This window comes from Amycolatopsis sp. MtRt-6, assembly GCF_017308975.1.
Taxonomy (GTDB): Bacteria; Actinomycetota; Actinomycetes; order Mycobacteriales; family Pseudonocardiaceae; genus Amycolatopsis.
This window is the reverse complement of the sequence record NZ_JADWPD010000044.1, coordinates 21,901-46,737: the sequence shown is the minus strand read 5'-3', so window position 1 is coordinate 46,737 and position 24,837 is coordinate 21,901. Positions and strand designations below refer to the sequence as shown.

22 protein-coding genes are annotated in these 24,837 nt (G+C 72.0%); 18 read left to right on the top strand and 4 right to left on the bottom strand.

Annotated features, from left to right (window positions below):
- Positions 1 to 51 precede the first annotated feature (51 nt).
- The 4 genes from I4Q55_RS44785 to I4Q55_RS44770 all read left to right on the top strand — a co-directional run bounded on the left by I4Q55_RS44785 (position 52) and on the right by I4Q55_RS44770 (position 4,397).
- Positions 52 to 675: a heme-copper oxidase subunit III gene (locus I4Q55_RS44785; protein WP_206796912.1), complete on the top strand. Its 624-nt coding sequence runs from the start codon at positions 52 to 54 to the stop codon at positions 673 to 675.
- A gap of 61 nt (positions 676 to 736) precedes the next feature.
- Complete coding sequence (locus tag I4Q55_RS44780; protein WP_206796910.1) at positions 737 to 1,555, top strand: c-type cytochrome; 819 nt, start codon at positions 737 to 739, stop codon at positions 1,553 to 1,555.
- Positions 1,552 to 2,718, top strand: coding sequence for a ubiquinol-cytochrome c reductase iron-sulfur subunit (locus I4Q55_RS44775; RefSeq protein ID WP_206796909.1), 1,167 nt, complete (start codon positions 1,552 to 1,554; stop codon positions 2,716 to 2,718). Before I4Q55_RS44780 ends, I4Q55_RS44775 begins: the two co-directional genes overlap by 4 nt.
- Positions 2,715 to 4,397: a cytochrome bc complex cytochrome b subunit gene (locus I4Q55_RS44770; RefSeq protein ID WP_206796908.1), complete on the top strand. Its 1,683-nt coding sequence runs from the start codon at positions 2,715 to 2,717 to the stop codon at positions 4,395 to 4,397. The genes I4Q55_RS44775 and I4Q55_RS44770 overlap by 4 nt, the downstream gene beginning before the upstream one ends.
- A 180-nt stretch (positions 4,398 to 4,577) precedes the next feature.
- Here I4Q55_RS44770 and I4Q55_RS44765 read toward each other — a convergent pair whose 3' ends face one another.
- Positions 4,578 to 4,859, bottom strand: coding sequence for an Lrp/AsnC family transcriptional regulator (locus tag I4Q55_RS44765; RefSeq protein WP_191316689.1), 282 nt, complete (start codon positions 4,857 to 4,859; stop codon positions 4,578 to 4,580).
- 45 nt (positions 4,860 to 4,904) lie between these two features.
- Positions 4,905 to 5,642, bottom strand: coding sequence for a maleylpyruvate isomerase family mycothiol-dependent enzyme (locus tag I4Q55_RS44760; RefSeq protein ID WP_206796906.1), 738 nt, complete (start codon positions 5,640 to 5,642; stop codon positions 4,905 to 4,907).
- Between the two features lie 45 nt (positions 5,643 to 5,687).
- Here I4Q55_RS44760 and I4Q55_RS50450 point away from each other — a divergent pair, with 45 nt between their 5' ends.
- Complete coding sequence (locus tag I4Q55_RS50450) at positions 5,688 to 6,593, top strand: MerR family transcriptional regulator (RefSeq protein WP_206796905.1); 906 nt, start codon at positions 5,688 to 5,690, stop codon at positions 6,591 to 6,593.
- A gap of 218 nt (positions 6,594 to 6,811) precedes the next feature.
- Here I4Q55_RS50450 and I4Q55_RS44750 read toward each other — a convergent pair whose 3' ends face one another.
- Positions 6,812 to 8,515, bottom strand: a complete 1,704-nt coding sequence (locus I4Q55_RS44750; RefSeq protein WP_206796904.1) for a DEDD exonuclease domain-containing protein — start codon at positions 8,513 to 8,515, stop codon at positions 6,812 to 6,814.
- A gap of 97 nt (positions 8,516 to 8,612) precedes the next feature.
- Here I4Q55_RS44750 and I4Q55_RS44745 point away from each other — a divergent pair, with 97 nt between their 5' ends.
- From I4Q55_RS44745 to I4Q55_RS44730, 4 genes are all read left to right on the top strand, one after another.
- Complete coding sequence (locus I4Q55_RS44745) at positions 8,613 to 10,010, top strand: NYN domain-containing protein (protein ID WP_206796903.1); 1,398 nt, start codon at positions 8,613 to 8,615, stop codon at positions 10,008 to 10,010.
- 67 nt (positions 10,011 to 10,077) lie between these two features.
- Complete coding sequence (locus I4Q55_RS44740; protein ID WP_242547871.1) at positions 10,078 to 10,335, top strand: hypothetical protein; 258 nt, start codon at positions 10,078 to 10,080, stop codon at positions 10,333 to 10,335.
- A gap of 445 nt (positions 10,336 to 10,780) precedes the next feature.
- Positions 10,781 to 11,836 carry an NlpC/P60 family protein gene (locus I4Q55_RS44735; protein ID WP_206796902.1) on the top strand — a complete coding sequence of 352 codons (1,056 nt, stop codon included), beginning with the start codon at positions 10,781 to 10,783 and terminating at the stop codon, positions 11,834 to 11,836.
- Between the two features lie 82 nt (positions 11,837 to 11,918).
- Positions 11,919 to 13,076, top strand: coding sequence for a glycosyltransferase family 4 protein (locus tag I4Q55_RS44730; protein WP_206796901.1), 1,158 nt, complete (start codon positions 11,919 to 11,921; stop codon positions 13,074 to 13,076).
- On the opposite strand, the gene I4Q55_RS44725 is transcribed toward I4Q55_RS44730, so the two are convergent.
- Positions 13,073 to 13,687, bottom strand: coding sequence for a uridine kinase (locus tag I4Q55_RS44725; RefSeq protein ID WP_206796900.1), 615 nt, complete (start codon positions 13,685 to 13,687; stop codon positions 13,073 to 13,075). The genes I4Q55_RS44730 and I4Q55_RS44725 overlap by 4 nt on opposite strands.
- Before the next feature lie 64 nt (positions 13,688 to 13,751).
- Here I4Q55_RS44725 and I4Q55_RS44720 point away from each other — a divergent pair, with 64 nt between their 5' ends.
- The 9 genes from I4Q55_RS44720 to I4Q55_RS44680 all read left to right on the top strand — a co-directional run bounded on the left by I4Q55_RS44720 (position 13,752) and on the right by I4Q55_RS44680 (position 24,797).
- Entirely contained in the window at positions 13,752 to 14,165 is a 414-nt protein-coding gene (locus tag I4Q55_RS44720; protein WP_206796899.1) for an SRPBCC domain-containing protein, read from the top strand.
- Positions 14,166 to 14,189: 24 nt separating this feature from the next.
- Entirely contained in the window at positions 14,190 to 15,404 is a 1,215-nt protein-coding gene (locus I4Q55_RS44715) for a cytochrome P450 (protein WP_206796897.1), read from the top strand.
- A gap of 22 nt (positions 15,405 to 15,426) precedes the next feature.
- Positions 15,427 to 16,707 (top strand): adenosylmethionine--8-amino-7-oxononanoate transaminase, encoded by a 1,281-nt coding sequence (locus I4Q55_RS44710; protein WP_206796896.1) that lies wholly within the window; start codon positions 15,427 to 15,429, stop codon positions 16,705 to 16,707.
- Between the two features lie 208 nt (positions 16,708 to 16,915).
- Entirely contained in the window at positions 16,916 to 19,147 is a 2,232-nt protein-coding gene (locus tag I4Q55_RS44705) for a bifunctional SulP family inorganic anion transporter/carbonic anhydrase (RefSeq protein ID WP_206796895.1), read from the top strand.
- A gap of 381 nt (positions 19,148 to 19,528) precedes the next feature.
- Positions 19,529 to 21,709: a bifunctional SulP family inorganic anion transporter/carbonic anhydrase gene (locus I4Q55_RS44700; protein WP_206796894.1), complete on the top strand. Its 2,181-nt coding sequence runs from the start codon at positions 19,529 to 19,531 to the stop codon at positions 21,707 to 21,709.
- Positions 21,710 to 21,873: 164 nt separating this feature from the next.
- Positions 21,874 to 22,593 carry a dethiobiotin synthase gene (gene bioD, locus I4Q55_RS44695; protein ID WP_206796975.1) on the top strand — a complete coding sequence of 240 codons (720 nt, stop codon included), beginning with the start codon at positions 21,874 to 21,876 and terminating at the stop codon, positions 22,591 to 22,593.
- Between the two features lie 78 nt (positions 22,594 to 22,671).
- Entirely contained in the window at positions 22,672 to 23,685 is a 1,014-nt protein-coding gene (gene bioB, locus I4Q55_RS44690) for a biotin synthase BioB (protein WP_206796893.1), read from the top strand.
- On the top strand, positions 23,672 to 23,875 hold the full coding sequence (locus I4Q55_RS44685; protein WP_206796892.1) for a hypothetical protein: 204 nt from the start codon (positions 23,672 to 23,674) through the stop codon (positions 23,873 to 23,875). Before bioB ends, I4Q55_RS44685 begins: the two co-directional genes overlap by 14 nt.
- A gap of 325 nt (positions 23,876 to 24,200) precedes the next feature.
- Entirely contained in the window at positions 24,201 to 24,797 is a 597-nt protein-coding gene (locus I4Q55_RS44680; RefSeq protein WP_206796891.1) for a DUF2567 domain-containing protein, read from the top strand.
- Positions 24,798 to 24,837: the final 40 nt, after the last annotated feature.

Genomic DNA, 24,837 nt, shown 5'->3' with positions numbered 1-24,837 from the left:
AGACGACCCGCCGTGGACCCACCCGGCGGAGCGGTGGTGCGAGAGGACATAATGCGACGCGTGACAACGGCAGCTCCCACCATCAGTCAGCGGGTCCACTCGCTGAACCGGCCGAACATGGTCAGTGTCGGCACCATCGTGTGGCTTTCCAGCGAGCTGATGTTCTTCGCCGGACTGTTCGCGATGTTCTTCACCGTCAAGGCGCAGAACTCGTCCGGCGCGTGGCCACCACCGCTGCACGGCGAGCCGTTCCACCTCGACGTGGCGTACGCGATCCCGTTCACGGTGATCCTCGTGCTGTCCTCGCTGACTTGCCAGTTCGGCGTGTTCGCCGCCGAGCGCGGCGACGTCTACGGGCTGCGCCGCTGGTACATCATCACGTTGATCATGGGCGCGATCTTCGTCGGCGGCCAGGCCAACGAGTACCACACCCTGGTCGAAGAGGGGCTGACGATCCCGTCCGGCCCGTTCGGCACGGTCTTCTACCTCGCGACCGGGTTCCACGGCCTGCACGTCATCGGCGGGCTCATCGCCTTCGTGTACCTGCTCATCCGCACGAAACTGAGCAAGTTCACGCCCGCCCAGGCCACGTCGGCGATCGTCGTGTCCTACTACTGGCACTTCGTCGACATCGTGTGGGTCGGCCTGTTCGGTGTGATCTACCTCCTTCCGTAGCTCCGCCCAGCCGCCACCACCTTCACCATCGGCCTGAACTGACAGCAAGGGTTGCCGCAAGATGACCACCAGCACCAAGTCCTCGGAGCGCCGTTACCGCGCGCGGTCGAAGCTGCGGAGGCGGTTCGCCGGCCTGCTCGCGCTCGGTATCGCGCTGGTGGGCGCCGGCGCCGGCTACGCCCTGCTCGTGCCGGAGCCGCAGACCGCGCAGGCCCAGGGCACGCCGGCGCAGCTGCGCCTCGGCGAGCAGGTCTACAACAACACCTGCATCGCCTGCCACGGCGCCAACCTCGAGGGCGTGCAGGACCGCGGGCCGAGCCTGATCGGCATCGGCGACGCCGCGGTGTACTTCCAGACTTCTTCGGGCCGCATGCCGGCCGCGCGCCAGGAGGCGCAGGCCGCGCGGAAGCCGCCGAAGCTGACCGAGGCCGAGATCGACGCGGTCGGCGCCTACATCCAGGCGCACGGCGGCGGCGTCCAGCGTCCCGCGGAGAAGGGCGAGGCCCTGCGCGGCGACGACCCGGCCCGCGGTGGCGAGCTGTTCCGCCTCAACTGCGCGTCGTGCCACAACTTCACCGGCCGCGGCGGTGCGCTGTCGGCGGGCAAGTACGCGCCGAACCTGGACCCGGCCAGCGAAGAGCAGATCTACACGGCCATGCTCACCGGTCCGCAGAACATGCCGAAGTTCTCCGACCGGCAGCTGTCGCCGGAGGAGAAGAAGGACATCGTCGCCTACGTGAAGTCGGTGTCGGACGGCAACAATGACCCGGGTGGTGCCGGCCTCGGCGGGGTCGGCCCCGCTTCGGAGGGCGTCATCGCCTTTATCGTCGGGATCGCCGCGCTGGTCGGCGTGACGTTGTGGATTGGATCGAAGGCATGAGTGCCGAGGGGCCGAAGCCGCCGACGGAGGCGGAACTGGCTGAGATGGACCGGGACCAGCTGGTCAAGCTGGGCGGGGCGCTCGACGGCGTCGAGATCGTCGAGTACCCGACCCCGTGGCCCGTGGAGGGCACCCGCGCGGAGAAGCGCGCCGAGCGCCTGGTCGCGTTCTGGTTCGGCCTGTCCGCGCTGGCCGGGATCGGGTTCGTCGTTTCGCTGATCTGGTGGCCGTGGAAGTACGAGGCGCCGGACAACGAGAGCGGCCACTTCTGGTACAGCCTCTACACCCCGATGCTCGGCATCACGCTCGGCCTGGCCATCCTCGGCCTGGGCATCGGCGTGATCCTGTACACGAAGAAGTTCGTGCCCGCCGAGGTCGCGGTGCAGGAGCGCAGCGACGCCGGCGGCGCGGGGTCGGCCGAGGTCGACCGCGCGACGATCCTCGCGCACCTGGCCGACGCCGGGAACCGCAGCACCATCGCCCGCCGCTCGCTGATCAAGCGCTCGGCGATCGCCGGCGCCGGCGCGCTGGGCCTCGCGGCCGCGGCGCTGCCGATCGCGTCCTTCATCAAGAACCCGTGGAAGGACACCGAGAACCGCGAGTCGCTGTGGCACACCGGCTGGCAGCCGAACTTCCCCGGCGAGAAGGTCTACCTGCGTCGCGACACCGGCAAGCCGGTCGAGGTCGAGCACGGCCATGAAACCGAGATCTCGCTGGTCAAGGCCGAGGACCTCGACGCGGGCGCGATGGAGACGGTGTTCCCGTTCCGGGAGTCCGAGCGCAACGACGCCGAGAAGCTGGCCGCCGCGCTGAAGCGCGTCGACAACCCGGTCATGCTGATCCGCCTGCGCCCGACCGACGCCGCCAAGGTGGTCAAGCGGGCCGGCCAGGAGGACTTCAACTTCGGCGACTACTACGCGTACACGAAGATCTGCAGCCACGTCGGCTGCCCGACCTCCCTGTACGAGCAGCGGACCAACCGCATCCTGTGCCCGTGCCACCAGTCGCAGTTCGACGCCCTCCACTACGCCAAGCCGATCTTCGGCCCGGCGACGCGGCCGCTGGCCCAGCTACCGATCACGGTGGACGAAGAGGGATACTTGATCGCGCGAGGCGACTTCATCGAGGCCATCGGTCCGGCCTTTTGGGAGCGTAAGTCATGAGTTCACTCACCACGCCGACCAAGGGCTCGAGCGCCGTCGAGCGGCACCTGGGCGAGGCCGCGAACAACGCGGACCAGCGGTACCACCTGGCCAAGGGCCTGCGGCACCAGATGAACAAGGTGTTCCCGACCCACTGGTCGTTCCTGCTGGGCGAGATCGCGCTCTACAGCTTCATCATCCTGCTGCTCACCGGTGTGTACCTGACGCTGTTCTTCGACCCCTCCATGCAGGAGGTCGTCTACCACGGCAGCTTCAAGAACATGCAGGGCCTGGAGATGTCGCAGGCGTTCCGCACGACGCTGGACATCTCGTTCGAGGTCCGCGGCGGCCTGTTCATGCGGCAGTTGCACCACTGGGCCGCGCTGATCTTCGTCGCGTCCATGGCCGTCCACATGCTCCGCATCTTCTTCACCGGCGCGTTCCGGCGGCCGCGTGAGGCGAACTGGGTGATCGGTGGCCTGCTGCTGATCCTGGGCTGCTTCGAGGGCTTCTTCGGCTACTCGCTGCCGGACGACCTGCTGTCGGGCACCGGTATCCGCGCGACGCTGTCGGGCATCGTGCTCTCGGTGCCGGTGGCCGGCACCTGGATCCACTGGGCGCTGTTCGGCGGGGAGTTCCCCGGCGACCAGATCATCCCGCGCCTGTACACGCTGCACATCCTGCTGCTGCCGGGCATCATGCTCGCGCTGGTCGGCGCGCACCTGGCGCTGGTCTGGTACCAGAAGCACACGCAGTTCCCGGGCGTGCGCCGCAAGGAGACCAACGTCGTCGGCGTCCGGATCATGCCGTACTTCGCGCTCAAGGGCGGGGCGTTCTTCACCCTGGTCGTGGGTGTGCTGGCGCTGATGTCGGGCCTGTTCCAGATCAACCCGGTGTGGAACTTCGGTCCGTACAACCCGGCGCAGGTGTCGGCGGGCTCGCAGCCCGACTGGTACATGGCCTGGGCCGACGGCATGCTCCGGATCTGGCCGGCGTGGGAGGTCTACCTCGGGAACTACACGATCCCGGCGGTGTTCTTCCCCGGCGCGGTCGGCATGCCGATCCTGTTCGGCCTGCTGCTGGGCTACCCGTTCATCGAGCGGAAGCTGTCCAAGGACACCTCGCACCACAACCTGCTCCAGCGGCCGCGTGACGCACCGGTCCGCACGGCGCTGGGCGCGATGGCGCTGGGCTTCTTCATGGTCATCGAGCTGTCGGGCTTCAACGACATCATCGCCGACCAGTTCGACATCTCCCTGAACGCGACGACGTGGGCGGGCCGCATCGGCGTGCTGATCGTGCCGCCGCTGGCCTACTACTTCACCTACCGCATCTGCCTGGGCCTGCAGCGGGCCGACCGCGAGGTGCTGGAGCACGGCGTCGAGACGGGCATCATCAAGCGGCTGCCGCACGGTGAGTTCATCGAGATCCACCAGCCGCTGGCCGGCGTGGACAGCCACGGCCACGCGGTCCCGCTCGAGTACCAGGGCGCTTCGGTGCCGAAGAAGATGAACAAGCTGGGTTCGGCCGGTCAGGCCGTGCCGGGCACGTTCTGGTCGCCGGACCCGGCCGAGGAAACCGCGGCACTGCAGCGGGCCCACGGCAACGGGCACTCCGGTGCCGAGAACGGCCAGCACGGCCAGCACGGCGAGTTCGACTCCGCCGAGACGGCGTCGAGCGCGAAGCAGTCGGACCACTAGGTCCACCCACGCCGAAGGCCACCTCCCGCGGGAGGTGGCCTTCGGTCGTTTGGTGGATCGATCTCGGATCCAGCCTTGCGTATTGGCACCGTGCCAGCGCCCCAATGTGGCCTTCGGTGCGTTCAACGCACCCAATGTGGCCTTCGGTGCGTTGAACGCAACCAAGGCCACATTGGGGCGCTAGTCCTCGACGCCGATCGAGAAGGCCGATTCGGTGTCGGCGCGGCTGTAGGACCGGAACGCGATGTGGGTGACGGTGTCCAGCACGCCCGGCACCTTCCCGATCTTGCCGGGGATCAGGTCGGCCAGGTCCTCGTGCGTGGACACCTGCACCGTGGCGATGAGGTCGACGTCCCCGGCGCACGAGTAGACCTCGCCGACCCCCTCGATGTCGGCGATCGCCTGCGCCGCGTCCGGGATCGCGTCCGCCTCTGCCTGGATCAACACGATCGCGGTGATCACCTGGGTCCTCCAAGACTCGTCTGCGGGTGTCGTTCGCGATCCTAGCTACGCCGCGGTGTGGGCCAGCCAGTGCGCGGCGAGTGCTTCGTCGCCGGTGACGGTGACGCGGTCCAGGGGCAGGCGGCGGGTCAGCACGAGCAGGAGGTCCCGCACCGGGCCGGTCAGCGTGACGTCCGCGGTTTTCGTGGCGCGGGTCCACCGCACGCCCTCGGGGGAGCGGGTGATGAGCCAGCCCGGACCGTCCCGCGGTTCGAGCCGGAGGGTCTGGCCGGTGCCGCGCAGCTCGGCGAAGGCCGGTTTGAGGCTCGTGGTGACCGGGTCGCACAGCACTTCCAGCCACTCGCTGATCGCGTCGGCAGCGAGGTCCGGTGCCACGGTGAACGCCCTGCTCGTCGTCAGGGCCGCGTCGGCGTGGTGGACGACGGTGTCGTGCAGCATCCGGCGCAGCCAGAACCGGGCCGGCTGCGGGCCGAAGAATGTCCACACCGGAGTGTCGCCGGCGGCTCGCACGGCGTCTTCGAGGTCTTCGGCGCCTTCGCGGAGCCAAGCGGACCACTTCCCGGGTGTGCCGGGGTCGGCGTCGAAGGGGTCGGGAACCGGCGACGGCCCGTCCCGGACGATGCTCGCGGCCCAGCGGTGGGCCTGTCCGATGTGGCCGACGAGCACCCGCAGCGGCCACTCCGGGCAGGTGGGCACCATCGCGGCGGGGTCGGCGTGCTCGACGGCTGCGGCGAACCCCGCGGTGTGTTCGTGGAGGCCGTCGGCGAGTCTGGCGTTGTCCATGGGCCGTACCGTAGGAATTCCACCCGGCTGGAGGTTCGACGGAAGGTGACCGGAGACACACTCGGCATCGGCGAGCTGGCGCGCCGGACGGGCGTGCCCGTCCGCACGATCCGCTTCTACTGCGACGAGGGCGTGCTGGAGCCGGTGCGCAGCGCGGGCGGTCACCGCCGCTTCGACAGCGCGGCGATCGACCGGCTCACCCTCGTGCGCCGCCTGCGTGGGCTCGGGCTGGGCCTGCGCCCGATCACCGACGTCCTCGCCGGCCGGAGTTCCCTCGACGACGCCGTGGCGGCCGAGCGGAAGGCCCTGGAACGCGAGCTGGCGACGTTGAACTGGCGTCGATCGGTGCTCCGCGCGGTTTCGGAGGCGGCGCCGGCCGACCGCGCGGCGCGCCTGGAGCTGATGTCGGCGGTCCAGGACGGGTATTCGGCCCACGAGACGCTGGTCCGCCTCTGGCGCCCGATGACAACGGGCCCGATACCCCCGGAGACGGCCCGCATGTTCCTGGAGGTGAGCGTGCCGGAGCCACCGTCCCAGCCGACGACGACCCAGGTGGTGGCGTACGCGGAGCTGGTCCTGCTGGCGGCGGACCCCCGGCTGGCACGGGACCTGAAGGCGAGCACGCTGGCCGGCCACGAACGCGTCGCGGACCTGGGAGCGCTGCACGCGGAGGTGGGCGAGGCGTGCGTTGCGGCGGTCGTGCGCCTGTCGGCGGGCGAGCGGCCGGCACCGGGCCCGGAGCTGGACCGTTTCGTGGCGGCCCACGCGGCGGCACTGGGCGCGACGGACAGCTTGCCGTTCCGCAGGGCGCTGAACCACCGGACGGCGCCGGACCGCGATCCGCGGCTGCGCCGTTACTGGCACTTGACGGGAGAGGTCACGGGTGAGCCGGCGCCGATGGGGCTCGCCCACACGTGGCTGCTGGACGCGCTGGACACCTCGGTCGCCTGAGCTCACCTCCGGCCCGGCCGGCCGCCTCCGGCACCGAAGCGCTCGTCACCGACGCTCCGCTTCTCGCTCCGTGGTTAGGTGAACCGACCGTCCGGGCGCGCCGGCCGACCCTCCAGGTACGCCGGCCGACCATTCCGGTACGCGAACCGACCATTCCGGTACGCGAGCCGGCCCCGGGCGCGAGCCGGCCCCGGGCGCGAGCCGAGGCTGCCGTCCAGTCAGCCGACGTGCTCCAGCGAATGCGCGTTCGCCACCAGATCCAGCCACCCACGCCACCCCGCGACCGCCGTCGGCTCGGCCCACGGCCGCGTCGTGCGCACCAGCCTCACCCCCGGGCGGGCCAGCCACCGCAGCAACACCCCCACCTCCTCCGGCGGCGCTCCGTGCAACGGCCCCGGCTCCGGGAGCACCGTCTCCGCCGACGCCACCAGTGCCTCCACCACCGGCATCGGCGGCACCCCGCGCCGGGCCACTCCGGCCGACGCCAGCCGGCCGTAACGGATCACCGACAGCTCCCAGCCGCCCGCGCCGTCCGGGGCTGCCGCGATCAGCTCGCCGATCGACGCCAGCGAGGCCTGCCGGTGCGCCCGGCCCAACGCCCGGATCAGCGCCGCCAGCTCGTCGCGGTGCCGCGCGGCCTGCTCGTAGTGCCGGCCCGCCGCCAAGCGCTCCACATGCGCCGCCGCCGTGTGCAGCGGGCTGCCGTCCACGCCCGCGATCAACCCCGACACCGACTCGACCAACGGGCCGTACGCCGCCACGCTCTGCCGGCCCGCGCAGGGCGCTCCGCAGCGGCCCAGCTCCGCCAGCACGCACGGTGTCCCGTTCGCCGAACGAGGCGAAATCCGCTGGGTGCACGTCCGCAGCCCCGAGGCCCCCGCCAGGGTGTCCGCCGTCGTGCGGGCGTCCGCCTGGTTGCGGAACGGGCCCAGCACCCCCGGCCGCGGCAGGCGCACCACCGACAACCTCGGGAACGCCTCGTCCGTCAAGCCGATCCACCAGCCCTGGTGCCGGTTCTTCGACCGCCGGTTGTACGCGGGCCGGTGCGCCGCGATCAGCCGGAGCTCCCGGACCTCCGCCTCCAGCGCGTGCGCGCACACCACGTGGTCGACACCCTCGGCCAGGGCGACCATCTCCCGGATGCGGCTGCGGTTCTCCGAACCCGTGAAGTACGTCCGCACTCGCCGCCGCAGGTCCTTCGCCGTGCCGACGTACAGGACCTCGTCCTTCGGGCCCTTGAACAGGTAGACGCCCGGGGCCGATGGCAGGTCGGCCGCCAGGTGCCGCTTCGCCCGCTGGGCGACCGTCACCTCCGGCAGGTACCCCATCAGCTCCTCGAGCGAGTGCACGCCCAGGTTGCCGACCCGCTCCAGCAGGCCGTGCAGGACGTCCACCGTCGCGCGCGCGTCGTCCAGCGCGCGGTGCGTCGGCCGGGTCCTCGCCCCGAACAGCATGGCCAGCGCCGTCAGGTTGTACCGGCCGACCTCGTCGCGCGGCACCACCCGCCGCGCCAGCCGGACCGTGCACACCACCGTCAGCTTCGGCCACACGTACCCGTGGCCCTCGCACGCCGCCCGCATGTGGGAGGTGTCGAAGCCGGAGTTGTGCGCCACCAGCACCGCGCCCCCGACGAACTCCAGGAACGCCGGCAGCACCTCCTCGATCGGCGGCGCGTCGTAGACCATCGCCTGGGTGATCCCGGTCAGTGAGACGATCTGCGGCGGGATCGGTGTGCCCGGGTTCACCAAGGTCGCGAACTCGCCCAGCACCTCGCCCCCGCGCACCTTCACCGCCCCGATCTCGGTGATCCCGGACGGCCCCGGCGGGGCCCCGGTCGTTTCGAGGTCGAAGACGACGAATGTGGTGCTCCGCAAAGGAGTTCCGAGCTCGTCGAAGGCGAGCTGAGCCTGGACCGAACGCATGGCCGGGACTGTAGGGGCGACCACCGACAGTTTCCGCGCGTGGCCGGTCCGTGTGGCGCGCGGCGCGGGATGCGGGGGCGGGGCCTACCCTGGACCAATGCACCCGCAGCCGCTCGTGCCGGAGCCGCCGGAGGACCCCGTGGGTCCCTCGGGCGTCGCGTCGCGCCCCGAGCCGGCCGAGGAGGCCGCTGACCAGGCCGGACATCCCGATCCGGCCGGCTGGCCCGCCCTGCCCGAACCGGTCCGCGACCGGATCGCCGAGCTCGCCGCGGCCGCCGTCGCCAAGCTGCCCGCCACCGACGTGCCCCGCCAGCTGCGGCCCGTCGCCAAGTTCGCCCCGGCCAAGCGCGCCAAGCTCGGCGGCGCCGCCCTGCTCGCGGCGCTGGCCGACTCCGCCCAGTTCCGGACCGCCGTCATCGAGTGGCTGCGCGAGCACCGCACCGACGCCCTCGACCCCAACGCCACCGACTCCGTCGCCGCGGCGGCCGCCGCCGTCCTCCTCGGCGAGTCCGGGGCCGCCGGGCGCGTCCGGCTGGTCGCCAAGAACGCCGAGGAAAACGCCCTGCGCGCCGAACGCGACGCCGCGCTCGCCCGCTCCCAGCGGCTCGAAGCCGAGCTCGCCCAGGTCCGCGCGGAGCTCGCGGAGGCGAAGCAAGCCGCGGAGAGCGCCCGGGGCGAGCGCGAGGGCGAAGTCGAGAAGCTGCTGAAGCGCCTTCGCGAACAGGGCGTCCAGCTGCGCCAGGCCCGGGACGCGGCCGAAGCGGCGTCCGCGGAGGCCGAACGCGGTTCCGCGGCCCGGATCGACGAGATCGCCGCCCTGAACGCCCAGCTCGAACGCGAACGCCAGCGCGTCGCCGGCGAGCGCGCCCGTGCCGAACGCGCGGTCGCCGACGCCGAGATCGCCCGCCAGTCCGCGCGCGAGGCCCGGCAGGCCGACGAGGTGCGGCTCGCCCTGCTCATCGACACGATCGACGGCGCCGTCACCGGCCTCCGCCGCGAGCTCGCCCTCGGCGCGCGTGGCGCCCGCCCGGCCGACATGGTGCGCGGCGCCAGCTCCGGCACCGGCCAGGGCGGCAAGATCGCCGATGTCTCCACCTTGGACCGCTACCTCGCGCTGCCCAACGTGCACCTGATCGTCGACGGCTACAACGTCACCAAGACCGGCTACCCGGAACTGGCGCTCGCCGACCAGCGCGACCGGCTGATCCACCAGCTGTCCGCGCTGGCCGCGCGCACGTCCGCCGAGGTCACCGTCGTCTTCGACGGCGCCGGCGTGCTGTCCGTCCCGGCTTCGGTGCCCCGCGGGGTGCGGGTGCTGTTCTCCGACCGCGGGGTGCTGGCCGACGACGTCATCCGCAACCTCGTCGCGGCCGAGCCGGCCGGGCGGCCGATGGTCGTCGCGACGTCGGATCGCGCGGTCGCGGACTCGGTGCGCGGCCGCGGCGCCCATCCCGCGCCGTCATCCGTGCTGGTCAGTCGCCTGTCGAGGGTCTGACCGCCGGAAATTGTCGGTGGTGGCGCCTACCGTCCTCCTCAGTCGATCCCGACGTGAGGAGGACCCCATGACCGGCACCCCCGAGCTGTCCGCAGTGGACGTCTCGCACATCGCCGTTTCGGACATCGAGAACCTGGTGGTCGATTGCGACCGCTGCGTGGTGCGCGGCATCTCCTGCCACGACTGCGTGGTGAGCGTGCTGCTCGGCGCGCCACCCGCCGTGGTGTGGGACGCCGACGAGCGGCGCGCGGTCGACGCGCTGGCCGAAGCCGGGATGGTGCCCCGGTTGCGGCTGGTCGAAGAACCGATCCGGCGCACGGCCTGATTTCCACCGTTTCGTGACGGCGCGCCGAATGGTCGATTGAATCGGTGAACGGTCGGTAGTCGAAAAGCGCGCCGGAGAATCCCCAGCGTGTAACGGCCATCACATGTCTTCTCCCTCCCTGGTCCGATGGTGTTCAGCGGTGTCACGCACAGTTTTTGGCCGAGAGGTGGTGGACGCGGTGGCGCTCTTTTCGTAACCTGTCCGAGATCTCGTGGCCCCCGGCCGTCGGTGGAGACGGCGACGCGAGATCGCCGCCGGACGCAGCTTTGTCGGGAAGCTGGGAACCGGAACCACCACCGCGTGCTTCACCTGTTGCGGCTCGTGCATGGCAAAAGCGCACGGTTCGGGTGCGTGGTGGCGGGACAGCGGCGAAGAGGAACTCCCCGGCCTCTTCAGTGCCCCGGTCCCCGACGGCGGCCGAGACGCAAAGGAGACCCGCGCGACCGTGCAGTCGCATTCCCTCAGGCGCGTGGTTTCAGGTGCCCTCGCCGCGGCCTCGGTGATCACTCTCGTCACCGTGGCCCAGCCGTCGGCCATCGCCGCCCCCGTCCCCGTTCTCCAGACCCCGCCCACCGGCTCCGACGCCCTCGCCCAGTACCGCGACCTCGCGGCCCAGGCCGAGAAGCTCAACGAAGACCTGCTTTCGGCCCAGGACGACCTGAAGAAGAAGCAGGCCGACCTGGACAAGGCCACCGCCGACGTCAACGCGGCGAAGGACCAGGCCGCCCAGGCGTCGGAAAGCCAGAAGAAGTACCAGACCGAGGTCGACAAGTTCGCCGGTGCGTCGTTCACCAGCGGTGTCCAGCTGAACAAGCTGTCGGCGCTGCTGGCGGGCACGTCCACCCAGGACTTCCTCGACCGCTCCTCGGCGCTCGAGGTGCTCGCGACCGGCAAGAACGCCGCGATGGACAACCTCACCGGCTCCGTCCGGCAGGCCACCGACGCCGCGGCCAAGGCCAGCGACGCCGCGAAGCGCGCGCAGGACGCGCGGGACGCCGCGGCCAAGCTGACCGAGGACATCAAGGCCAAGCAGAAGACCCTCAACGACCAGATCGACCAGCTCAAGGCGGCCAACCGCAACCTCAGCGCCGCCGACAAGGCCGCGCAGCGGGATGTTGGTGGGGACGCGCCCACCAACATCAAGGCGCCCACCGCGGCCGCGCAGGCGGCCGTGAACGCCGCGCTGAGCAAGCTCGGCAGCACGTACGTGTACGGCTCCACCGGCCCGACCACCTTCGACTGCTCGGGCCTGACGTCGTGGGCGTACAAGCAGGCCGGGCTGACCATCCCGCGGACCAGCCGTGAGCAGTCCACCTTCGGCGCCGCGGTGCCGCGCGACCAGCTCCAGCCGGGCGACCTCGTGTTCTTCTACTCGCCCGTTTCGCACGTCGGCATGTACATCGGCGACGGCAAGATGGTGCACGCGCCCGACACCGGTGACGTCGTGAAGATCTCGCCGCTGCAGAGCCAGTACTCGGGAGCGCGACGCCCGACGTCGTGACCCAGGCAGCAAGGAGGGGCGGTACCGCACACGCGGTGCCGCCCCTTCGCCGTCCCCGGACGGCACAGCTAGCCTCTGGGGCGTGCTCAAGACCCTCCTCGTGACCAACGACTTCCCACCCCGGCCCGGGGGGATCCAGAACTACCTGAACTCCCTCGCCACCCGGCTGCCGGCGGACGACCTGGTCGTCTACGCGCCGTCGTGGGAGTCGCGGACGGGGTCGCACGAGGAATTCGACGCCGAGGCGCCGTTCGAGGTCGTCCGGCACCCCACGTCGCTGATGCTGCCGACGCCGGACGTGCTCCGCCGGGCGAAGCAGATCATGCGGGCGCGGGACTGCGAAGCCGTCTGGTTCGGCGCGGCGGCGCCGCTCGCGCTGCTGGGGCACCCGCTGCGCCGGGCCGGGGCCCGCCGCGTCGTCGCGTCGACGCACGGCCACGAGGTCGGCTGGTCGATGCTGCCGGCGTCCCGGCAGGCACTGCGGCGGATCGGCGACACGACCGACGTCGTCACCTACGTCAGCCGGTACACCCGCAGCCGCTTCGCCGCGGCCTTCGGCGCGCTGGCCGGGCTGGAGCTGCTGCCGTCCGGGGTCGACACCGAGGTGTTCCGGCCGGATCCGGCCGCCCGCGCGGAGATCCGCGCCCGGCACGGCCTCGGCGACCGGCCGACCGTCGTCTGCGTCTCCCGGCTGGTCCCGCGCAAGGGCCAGGATCAGCTGATCCGCGCGCTGCCGTCGATCCGCGAGCGCGTGCCGGACGCGGCGCTGCTGATCGTCGGCGGTGGTCCCTACCGCAAGAAGCTCGCCGGCCTGGTCACCGAGCTGGGCCTGGAGCGCGACGTCGTGCTCACCGGGTCGGTGCCGTGGGCCGAGCTGCCCGCGCACTACACCGCGGGCGACGTCTTCGCGATGCCCGCGCGCACCCGGGGCAGGGGCCTCGACGTCGAAGGGCTCGGCATCGTCTACCTGGAGGCCTCGGCGACCGGGCTGCCGGTGGTCGCCGGCAACTCCGGCGGGGCGCCCGAGGCGGTGCTCGACGAGGTCACCGGGCACGTCGTCGACGGCCGGGACGTCGGCCAGCTCGGCGAAACCCTGGCCAGCCTGCTGGCCGACCCGGTGCGCGCGCGCCGGATGGGCGAGGCCGGGCGCGAGTGGGTGACGGCGAACTGGCGCTGGGACGTCCTGGCGCGGCGGCTGTCCGGCCTGCTGGACGGCGACCCGGTGGCCGTCGTCCGCTAAGGCGTGTAGAGCGCCGGGTGCCGGGGATCGTCGACGCGCACGACGACGTCGGCGAGCGAACCCGGGCCGACCTCCTCCTCGTAGCGTTCGTAGGCCGGGACCGCCCAGGCGTCCGGCACGCGGCGGCGCAGGGCGACGGGGGAGAGCCACAGGTGCACGGCCAGGTCGAAGGCCAGCCCGGCGCCGAGCAGCAGTTCGCCGTCGAGGAGCACGACGCCGCCTTCGGGCAGCGGCACCCGTGCGGCGCGGGTCGCGCGGTCGCGTTCGGCGTCCCACAGCGACGGCAGGATCTCGCCGGACCCCTTCAGCGGGTCCAGGACTTCGCGACGGAGGGCACCGAGGTCGAGCCAGTCCGTGTAGCGGGCGTCGGGGTTGGTGCGGCCGTGCTCGAAGCGCAGCGACGCGGGGCGCAGGAAGTCGCGCGCCGACACGCGCAGGGTGGCGCGGCCGCGCAGGCGCAGCGGGTCGACCAGGGCGTCCGCGAGGTCCGCGGTCCCGGTCGCGCCCGCCGCGCCGTCGACGGCCACCGCGAGCCGCGGCCCGGGGAGCGCGTCGATGCGGTCGGTCAGTTCGCCGGCCAGGACGGCGGGGGAGATCGGGCGGTAGCGCACGGGTTCCCATCCTCCACCCGGGCCGGTCGCCGTTTTTGTCGTACCCCGGTGCGAAGATGCGGGCATGACTTCTTCAGTGGGGAAGACAGCCGATGCCGGGTGGCAGATCGGTGTCTCGCGGACCTTGCCGTACCCGGCCGAGGCCGTGTGGGACTTCCTGGTCAGCCGGGACGGCGTCGCGATCTGGCTCGGCCCCGGTGTCGAGCTGCCCCGGGAAGCGGGCGCGGAGTACGAAACGGCCAACGGCACGGTGGGCGAGATCCGCAGCTTCGTCGGCGGCGACCGGGTGCGGCTCACGTGGCGGCCGAGCGACTGGGACCACGACTCGACCGTGCAGGTGCGGCTGAGCGGCTCGGGGGCCAGGACGACGCTGCGGTTCCACCAGGAATGGCTTGCGGACGCGGAAGAGCGCGCGGAACAGCGGGCATACTGGCAGGACGTGACCGAGCGCGTCGTGGCGGCACTCGCCGAGCGCTGACGCGGCTGGACTGTGGGGGCTGACATGACGAGCGACGAGATCCTCGAGGTGGCGGAGGACTTCGCGCAGGACGCGCACCTGTTCTCGGAGATGCTGCGCGGCGGCGGCCCGGTGCGCCTGGTGCGGCTGCCACCGCGGGGGCTGCCGTGCTACCTGGTCACCGGGTTCGCGGAGGCCAGGGCGCTGCTGGCCGATCCGCGGCTGCGGAAGAACAGCCAGCGGATCCGTGAGCTGTTCGAGGCGAAGCTGCCGCCGGAGGCCCAGATGAGCGGCTTCGGGCAGGACCTCAGCCAGCACATGCTCAACTCGGACCAGCCGGACCACACGCGGCTGCGGAAGCTGGTGAACAAGGCGTTCACCGCGCGGACGGTGGCCCGGCTGCGGCCACGGGTCGAGGAGATCACCGCGGAACTGCTCGACGGGCTGGCCGGGAGCGAGCGGGCCGACCTGGTGGCGTCGTTCGCCGCGCCGCTGCCGATCACGGTGATCTGCGAGCTGCTCGGCGTGCGCGAAGAGGACCGCACGGAGTTCGCCGGCTGGTCCAAGACGCTGCTGAGCGCGGCGGCGCGCCCGGAGGAGATGCAGGCCGCGGCGGCGAGCATGTTCGGCTACCTGACCGGCCTGATCGCCCAGAAGCGCGCCGAGCCGGCCGAAGACCTGCTGTCGGACCTGGTGCACGCGAGCGACGACGGCGATTCGCTGTCCGAGCCCGAGCTGGTGTCGATGGCGTTCCTGCTGCTGGTCGCCGGGCACGAGACCACGGTCAACCTGATCGCGAACGGCGTGCTGGCGCTGCTGCGCGAGCCGGAGCAGCTGGCCCGCCTGCGCGCGGAGCCGGAGTTGCTGCCGGGCGCGGTCGAGGAGTTCCTGCGTTTCGACGGCCCGATCCACCTGGCGACGCTGCGGTTCACGGCGGAGCCGGTGGAAGTCGGCGGCGTGACGATCCCGGCGGGCGAGTTCGTACTGGTGTCCCTGCTGGGGGCGAACCGGGATGCGGAGCGGTACCCGGAGCCGGACAAGCTGGACATCACGCGCGCGGCCGGCGGGCACCTGGCCTTCGGGCACGGGATCCACTACTGCGTGGGGGCGCCGCTGGCCCGGCTGGAGGCGGAGATCGCACTGGGCGGCTTGCTCGAGCGGTTCCCGGAGATCGCGCTGGACGGCAAGCCGGACGAGCTGGTGTATCGGCAGAGTTCGCTGGTGCACGGGTTGGAGGTGCTGCCGGTGCGGTTCGGCTGAGCGCCACTGTTTTAATTCGAGGATGGACTCCGCCGGCCTGCTCGCCCTCGATGCCCAGCACGTCTGGCACCCCTACGCGCCCATGCCGGCGAAGGTGCCGTCCCTGCTGGTCACCGAAGCGAGCGGCGTCCGGCTGACGCTCGCCGACGGGCGGCAGCTCGTCGACGGCATGTCCTCCTGGTGGTCCGCCATCCACGGCTACCGGCACCCCGTGCTCGACGCCGCCCTCACCGCTCAGGCCGGGCGGATGAGCCACGTCATGTTCGGCGGCCTCACCCACGAACCCGCCATCACCCTCGCCAAGACCCTCGTCGACCTCAGCCCGGACGGCCTGGAGCACGTCTTCCTCTGCGACTCCGGCTCGGTCTCCGTCGAGGTCGCCGCGAAGATGTGCCTGCAGTACCAACGTTCCCGCGGGCGCGCCGGCAAACACAAGCTGCTCACCTGGCGCGGTGGCTACCACGGGGACACCTTCACGCCGATGAGCGTCTGCGACCCAGACGGCGGCATGCACTTGCTCTGGCGCGGTGTCCTCCCCGAACAGGTCTTCGTGCCCGCGCCGCCGTCCGGGTTCGACACCCCGCCCGAACCGTCCTATGTGGACGTTCTGGCCGCCGGAATCGAGCGGCACCGGGACGAACTGGCCGCGGTGATCGTCGAACCCGTCGTGCAGGGCGCCGGCGGCATGCGGTTCCACCACCCCGCCTACGTGCGTGCCCTGCGCGAAATCACCGCAGCGCACGACGTTCTCCTCGTCTTCGACGAGATCGCCACCGGCTTCGGGCGCACCGGTGCGCTGTTCGCCGCCGAGCACGCCGGTGTCACGCCCGATGTCCTGTGCGTCGGCAAGGCGCTCACCGGGGGCTACCTCAGCATGGCCGCCGCCCTCTGCACCCCGGAAGTCGCCGCCGGGATCGCGCGGGGCGAACTGCCCGTCCTCGCCCACGGCCCCACCTTCATGGGCAACCCGCTCGCCTCGGCCGTCGCCAACGCCTCCCTCGGCCTGCTCGCCGACGGCCGCTGGCGCGGCGACGTCACCCGGATCGAAAAGGCCCTGCTCGACGGCCTCGCCCCGGCGCGCGACCTGCCCGCGGTCGCCGATGTCCGGGTACTGGGCGGGATCGGCGTGCTGCAGCTCGATCACCCTGTCGACATGGCGGTCGCCACCGAGGTCGCCACGGCGCACGGCGCGTGGCTGCGGCCGTTCCGGGACCTCGTTTACGCCATGCCGCCGTACGTTTCGACTGACGACGACCTCGCCGTGATCACCCGCGCGATGCTTGCGGTCGCCGAAAAGGCCTGAATTTCAGCACATCGGGTGTGACCACCGGCACACCGAGACCCGAAGGTCCCTCATCGTCGCACTGCGTGGCAGAGCAAGATCGAAACCACGCGAACGGTCGAGGCGGTAAGTGTGAAGGAGCCGGGAAACAGGTCCGTCCTGTGCCCGGGCGAACGCGAGAAATGCTTGCGTAGCGGACTTTTCGCGCGGTTTCGGCGATCCTGCCCCCATGATCGAGATCGTTCGTGGCGAGCACGACACCGGACCCCCGAAGCGCTCCGAGCACCTGGAGAACCTCAAGCACGATTTCCTCGCGTCGATAGTCGTCTTCCTCGTCGCCGTCCCCCTGTCCCTCGGCGTGGCCTTCGCCGCCGGGGCGCCGCTGCTCTCCGGCCTCATCTCCGCCGTCGTCGGCGGTCTGGTCGCGAGCCTCTTCGGCGGATCGCCGCTGCAGGTCAGCGGCCCGTCCGCCGCCCTCACCGTGGTGCTGGCGGACACGATCGCCACCCACGGCTGGCCCGTCACCTGCGCGATCACCGTCGCCGCGGGCCTGCTCCAGATCCTCTTCGGCCTCACCAGGGCCGCCCGCGCCGCGCTCGCCGTGTCGCCGGCGATCGTGCACGGCCTGCTCGCCGGCATCGGCGTCACGCTCGTGCTCGGCCAGCTGCACGTCGTCCTCGGCGGCTCGGCGCAGGGTTCCGCGCTCGCCAACGTCCTGGCGCTGCCGGGGCAGGTCGCCGCGCACCACGACCAGGCCGTGCTGATCGGCGTGGTCACCCTCGCGGTGCTGCTGGTCTGGCCGCGGCTGCCGCGGGCCGTCCGCCGCGTGCCCGCGCCGCTGGCCGCCGTCACGCTGGCCACCGGCCTGTCCGTCGCGATCGGCATGACCCTGCCGCGCGTGGACCTCCCCGCCGGGCTGCCCGCGCTGCACATCGTCCCCCAGCTGCCGGACGGCGGCTGGGGCAGCTTCGCCGCCGCCGCGGTCACCATCGCGCTCATCGCCGGCCTGGAAAGCCTGCTGTCCGCCGTCGCGGTGGACAAGCTCCGCGGCGGCCCGCGCACCGACCTCGACCGCGAGCTCGTCGGGCAGGGCGCGGCGAACGTCGCCGCCGGCGCGCTCGGCGGGTTCCCCGTCACCGGCGTCATCGTGCGCAGCATGACCAACTTCGAGGCGGGCGCGCGCACCCGGGCGTCGGCGGTCCTGCACTGCGCCTGGATCCTCGCCGCCTGCCTGCTGCTCACCGGCGTGCTGCGGCTGATCCCGCTCGCGGCGCTGGCCGCGTTGCTCGTGTACGTCGGGATGAAGCTGGTGAACCTGCCGGCGCTCAAGGAGGTCAGGCGCCACGGCGACCTGCCGGTGTACGCCGTCACCCTGGTGGGCGCGGTCGCGGTCAACCTGCTCACCGGCGTCGCGGCGGGGATCCTGCTCGCGCTCGCGCTGATGCTGCGGCGGTTGATCTTCTCCGGGATCCACGCCGAGCAGGACGGCGACCGCTACCGCGTCGTCATCGAGGGCGCGCTGACGTTCCTGTCCGTGCCGCGGCTGACCCGCGTGCTCGCCGGGGTGCCGCCGCACGCCGAGGTGACCCTCGAGCTGCTCGTCGACTACCTCGACCACGCCGCGTTCGACTGCCTGCGCGGCTGGCAGCAGGCCCACACGGGGCCGGTCACGGTCGACGAGATCGGGCACCCGTGGTTCGAGCGCGGCCGCGCGGGGGAGCCGACCGTGCGGCGCAGCGTCGCCGCGCGCGTCGTCCCGCGGTGGCTCGCGCCGTGGTCGCAGTGGCAGGCCGAGCACGTCGTGCTGCCGGCCCAGCGCACCGCCAGTTCGCCGCTGTGCCGCGGCGCTTCGGAGTTCCAGCGCCGCACCGCGCCGCTGCTGCGCGAGACGTGGGACGGGCTGGCGCACGGCCAGCAGCCACACACGCTCTTCATCACCTGCGGCGACGCGCGGATCGTGCCGAACCTGATCACCACGAGCGGGCCGGGCGACCTGTTCACGGTGCGGAACATCGGCAACCTCGTCCCGCCGTCCGACGGCACGGACACCTCGGTCGGCGCGGCGATCGAGTACGCCGTCGGCGTGCTGGAGGTGGCCGAGATCGTGGTGTGCGGGCACTCCGGCTGCGGCGCGATGAAGGCGCTGCTCGGCCGGGCCCCGGACGGGCTCGACCAGCTCGGCAGCTGGCTGCGCCACGGAGAAGCGACGCTGCGGCGCCGTGCCCGCGAGGCACCCCTGCTGCTCGGCGGCGAGCGGCCGGCCGCCGAGGCCGACCAGCTCGCGCTGCAGAACGTGGTGCAGCAGCTGGAGACCCTGCGCGGCTACCCGGTGGTGGCGGCGGCCCTGGAGCGGGGCGCGCTGCGGCTCACCGGGATGTACTTCGACGTCGGCGCCGCGCAGGTGTCCCTTTTGGACGACGCCGGGCGCGGGTTCGTCCCCGCGAGCGCGCTGGAGCACTGATCACCGGTCGGGGCCGCTTCCGGGTGCACGTGCCCCGGAGGCGGCCTCCGCCGTGCCTGGGGCCGGCGCGGCAGGGGTCGGCCGGGCCCGGACCCGGCCCCTTGCCGGCCCAGACGCGAGGAAGCGCTTTCTCGTGAACGAGAGGTAGATCACTCTCCGCATCCACTCGACTACCACTCCACTCGGTGAGACGGTTCCCGCTCACGCCGCCAGGGTCGGAAACCCTTATATATTCCCAGATTCAACTGTCAAGCGACAGGCACACAGTGTGTTACAGCCGTGTTAACGGCATGTCCGATTTATGACAAAAGAGTGAAATATGGCCAGTTCTTCACTCGAATGGGTCGAACACTGCGGACATTTCACCCGTTTTCCGGTTGCATGGTGATCATGAGACCCCTCGCCGTGCTTCGACACGACCTGCCGGCCTCACTGGTCGTCTTCCTTGTCGCTGTTCCTTTGTCCCTGGGCATCGCCCTCGCTTCGGGCGCCCCGGTCGCCGCCGGGTTGGTGGCCGCCGTCGTCGGTGGCATCGTCGCCGGTGCGCTCGGTGGCTCCGCGCTGCAAGTCAGCGGGCCCGCCGCCGGTCTGACCGTGGTGATGTACGAAACCATCCAGACGTTCGGGTGGGCCGTCACCTGCGCGATCACCGTCGCCGCCGGCGCGTGCCAGATCCTGCTGGGGCTGAGCCGCATCGCGCGCGCCGCGCTGGCCATCTCGCCGGCGATCGTGCACGGCATGCTGGCCGGTATCGGCGTCACGATCGTGCTCGGCCAGCTGCACGTCATCCTCGGTGGCAAGGCCCAGAGCTCCGCCGTCGAGAACGTCGCCGCGCTGCCCGCCCAGATCGTCGCCCACCACGACTCCGCCACCATCGTCGGCCTCATCACCATCGGGCTCCTGCTGATCTGGCCGAAGCTGCCGGCAGCCGTCCGCAAGGTGCCGGGGCCGCTCGCCGCGATCGCGGTGGCCACAGGCGTGTCGGTCGTGTTCGGGATGACGCTCCCGCGCGTCGACCTGCCGGGCGACCTGCTGAACATCCACCTCGTCCCGCAACTGCCGGACGGCGGCTGGGGCGGGTTCGCGCTCGCCGTCATCACGATCGCGCTGATCGCCAGTGTGGAAAGCCTGCTCTCGGCGGTCGCGGTCGACAAGATGCACACCGGGCCGCGCGCCAACCTCGACCGCGAGCTGGTCGGCCAGGGCGCCGCCAACATGCTCTCCGGCGCGCTGGGCGGCCTGCCCGTCACCGGCGTCATCGTCCGCAGCTCCACCAACGTCGCCTCCGGGGCGAAGACCCGCGTGTCGGCGGTGCTGCACGGCGTCTGGGTGCTGCTGTTCGTCGTGCTGCTCGCCGGGCTGATCGAGAGCATCCCCCTGGCGGCGCTGGCCGGTCTGCTGGTGCACGTCGGCGCGAAGCTGGTCAACCCCGGGCACATGAAGACCGTGCTGGCCCACGGCGACCTGCCGGTGTACCTGCTGACCCTCGGCGGCGTCGTCGTGTTCGACCTGCTCACCGGCGTGCTGGCCGGCATCGGGCTGGCGGTCGTGCTCATGCTGCGCCGCACGGTCTGGTCGGGCATCCACGTCGAACGGGAGGGCGACGACTGGCGCGTCGTCGTCGAAGGCGTCCTGACGTTCCTGTCGGTGCCGCGGCTGTCGAAGGTGCTCGGAACCATCCCGGGCGGCGTCACGGTGCGGCTGGAGCTGGTCGTCGACTACCTCGACCACGCGGCGTTCGAGAGCCTGCACACCTGGCAGCAGGCGCACGAGCGCGCCGGCGGCACGGTGGAGGTCGACGAGGTCGGCCACCCGTGGTTCGGCAACGGCAAGGACGGCCGCCCCACCCGCCACCGCTCCGCGGCCCGGGCCGTGCCGCGCTGGCTGGCGCCGTGGTCGGAGTGGCAGGCGGCGGAGGGGGTCGATATTCCGGCCCAGCAGACACGCCGCGGCGCGACGGAGTTCCACCGCCGCGCCGCGCCCCTGCTGAAGGACACCCTGTCCGGCCTGGCCGACGGCCAGCGCCCGCGCACGCTGTTCATCACCTGCGGCGACTCGCGGATCGTGCCGAACCTGATCACCACCAGCGGACCGGGCGACCTGTTCACCATCCGCAACATCGGCAACCTCGTCCCGCCGGGACAGGCCGACGCGTCGATGAACGCGTCCATCGAGTACGCGGTGGGCGTGCTCGGCGTCGAGGAGATCGTGGTGTGCGGTCACTCGAGCTGCGGCGCGATGGCGGCACTGGCCGACGGCCCGCCGCCGGGGCCGCTGTCGACCTGGCTGGCCCACGCGGAGCCGAGTGCCCACCGCCTGGGCTCGGCCACCCTGGACGGCGAGCTCCCGGACCGCAAGGGCGACCGGCTCGCGCTGCACAACGTGTTGCAGCAGCTGGACCACCTGCGCGAGTACCCGTCGGTCGCGGCGGCGGAGTCGGCGGGCAGGCTGCAGCTGACGGCGATGTACTTCCACGTCGGCGAGGCCCAGGTGTACCTGTTCGACGCGGTGGAGCGCACGTACCGCCCGGCCGGGGCGCCGGTGGTGGTCCCGGGCGCCTGACCGCATTGTCCGAGGTTCGAGCCGGGTCCGTGTCTCACGGGCCCGGCTCGCTCGGTTCCGGGGGCGAGCCGGTCGAAGTGCCCGGTGAGCGGCCCCGCCGGCCCTCCGGCCACGGCCCGCGTGCGCACCCCGGCTCCGATTCACTATGTTGATGGCCCGTGACCATGCTGGTGATGACGGGGACCGGGACCGGGGTCGGCAAGACGATCACCACGGCGGCCATCGCGGCCCTGGCGGCGGCCGGAGGGCAGCGGGTGGCCGTGCTGAAGCCCGCCCAGACCGGGGTGCGGCCCGATGAGCCCGGTGACCTCCAGGACGTCCTGCGCCTCGCCGGGCCGGACGTCACCACGCGAGAGCTGCGCCGCTACCCCGATCCGCTCTCCCCGGAGGCCGCCGCGCGGCGCAGTGGCCTTCCCACGCTCGATCCGGGTGAGATCGCCCAGGCCGCGTCCGACCTCGACACCGCGCACGACCTCACCCTCATCGAGGGCGCCGGCGGGCTGCTCGTGCGCTTCGACGGCACCGGCGCGAGCCTCGCCGACGTCGCCTGGTCGCTCGGGTCGCTCGTCATCATCGTGGCCGAAGCCGGCCTCGGGACGCTCAACGCCACCGCGCTCACCGCCGAGGTCGCCGGCAAGCGCGGGCTCACCGTCGCCGGCGTCATCATCGGTGCCTGGCCCGCCGAACCGGACCTCGCGGCGCTGTCCAACCTCGAAGACCTGCCCGTCGCGGCGGGCGCGCCCCTGCTCGGCGTGCTGCCCGCGGACATCGGGCAGGCCTCCCGCGAGGACTTCCTCGCCGCGGCGCGGACCGGGCTCTCGCCGTGGTTCGGCGGCGAATTCGACCCGGAACTTTTCGCGGGATGCGCTTCCGCCGGGAAGTGACCTGCGTCGCTGTCCCCTCGCGGCACCTTCGTGCACGATGAGGGACGCTTGCCGCACCACCTCGATCAAGGAGCGCCCGTGACCGCAGTCCCGGACACCGATGTCCTCGCCGTTGCCCGCGAGCAGGTCCTCGAAAACGGCGTCGGCTTGGGGGAGCAGCAGGTCCTCGACGTGCTCCGGCTGCCCGACGACCGGCTGCCCGACCTGCTCGCCCTGGCGCACGAGGTGCGGATGCGCTGGTGCGGGCCCGAGGTCGAGGTCGAGGGCATCATCAGCCTCAAGACCGGCGGCTGCCCCGAGGACTGCCACTTCTGCTCCCAGTCCGGCCGCTTCCCGACACCGGTGCGCTCGGCCTGGCTCGACATCCCGAACCTGGTGAAGGCCGCCCGGCAGACCGCCGAAACCGGTGCGACGGAGTTCTGCATCGTCGCCGCCGTCCGCGGCCCGGACAAGCGACTGCTCTCGCAGGTCCGCGAAGGCGTTCGCGCGATCCGCGCGGACGGCAACGACATCCAGATCGCCTGCTCCCTGGGCATGCTGACGCAGGAGCAGGTCGACGAGCTCGTCGACATGGGTGTCCACCGCTACAACCACAACCTCGAGACGGCGCGCTCGCACTTCCCGTCCGTGGTCACGACGCACACGTGGGAAGAGCGCTGGGACACGCTGCGGATGGTCGCCGAGGCGGGCATGGAGGTCTGCTGCGGCGGCATCATCGGCATGGGCGAGACGGTCGAGCAGCGCGCGGAGTTCGCCGTGCAGCTGGCCGAGCTGAACCCGCACGAAGTGCCGATGAACTTCCTCATCCCGCAACCGGGCACGCCGTACGAGCACTACGAGATCGTCGAGGGCCGCGACGCCCTGCGGACGGTGGCGGCGTTCCGGCTCGCGATGCCGCGCACGATGCTGCGCTTCGCCGGCGGCCGGGAACTGACGCTCGGCGACCTCGGCGCGGAGCAGGGCATGCTCGGCGGGATCAACGCGATCATCGTCGGCAACTACCTGACCAACCTGGGCCGGCCGGCTTCGGCGGACCTGGAGATGCTGGACGAGCTCAAGATGCCCATCAAGGCGCTCAGTGACAGCCTCTGACGCAGCCTTCTGCGTCCACTGTGGACAGCAGTCGCCGGGTGGGGCGGACCACCCGGCGTGCCACAACCCGCGGACGGCGCTGGAGCCGCCGCGGTACTGCACGTTCTGCGCGCGCCGGCTGGTGGTCCAGGTGAGCCCGCTCGGCTGGACGGCCCGCTGCAGCCGCCACGGCGAGACGGCCGGCGGCTGACGGCGGCGACGGCGCGGGGTAACGAACCGGATCGTTCATCGGGTGCCCGGTGCGCGGCGGGGTAACGAACCAGATCGTTCATGGGGGCCGGGCGCGGGCGGCGCGTAACGAACCGGATCGTTCATGGGGGCCGGGCGCGGGCGGCGCGTAACGAACCAGATCGTTCATGGGGGCCGGGCGCGGCCGGCGCGTAACGAACCGGATCGTTCATTGGACGGCAGGGTGCGCCCGCCGCGACACGGGCGAGCGGCTCACCGCGCTCACGCATCGACCGGTTACGCTCGGTGGGCGCAGTCGCAGGAAACAGCCGCAGGAAGGAGTCCGGGTGAGTGAGTCGTCGGGGCCCGCGCACCGGCCGTCGGCCGTGGCCGGCCCGTGGTCGGTGCCCGTGCTGTTCCGGGAGCGGCGGCCCCGCGTCGTCGTCAAGGCCGACCTGCTGCCCGCCGTCAGCGTGCTCGGCACCCTGACCCTGCTGAGCTTCCCGCTCGCCTTCGCGTGGTCGCGGCTCGCGCCGCCGGAGCGGGTCCGCATCGTCGACGCCGACGGCACCCAGGGCGCCCTGGAACTCGAAAGCTGGCACCGCTTCGACGACCTGGCCATCTTCGGGTTCCTCTTGCTGGGGCTGGGGATCGTCGTCGGCGTCGTCGTCTGGCTGCTGCGCGAACGGCGTGGCCCGGTGGTGTTCCTCGCCGCGGTGCTCGGCGTCGCGCTCGCCGGCGCGCTCGCCATGCTGCTCGGCGTCGGCTGGGCGAACAGCCACTACGCCATCTCCAGCCCACCCGCGCTCGGTTCGGTGATCGAGCTGGCGCCACGCCTGGAGTCCTGGTGGGTGCTGCTCACCGGCCCGCTCGGCGTGTCGATCGCCTACAGCCTGCTCGCCACCTGGAACGGGCGCGACGACCTGGGGCGCCGCCTCGGCTGACCGATTTCCCCTAAGGTGGTGTCCGTCACCTACAGGGGGG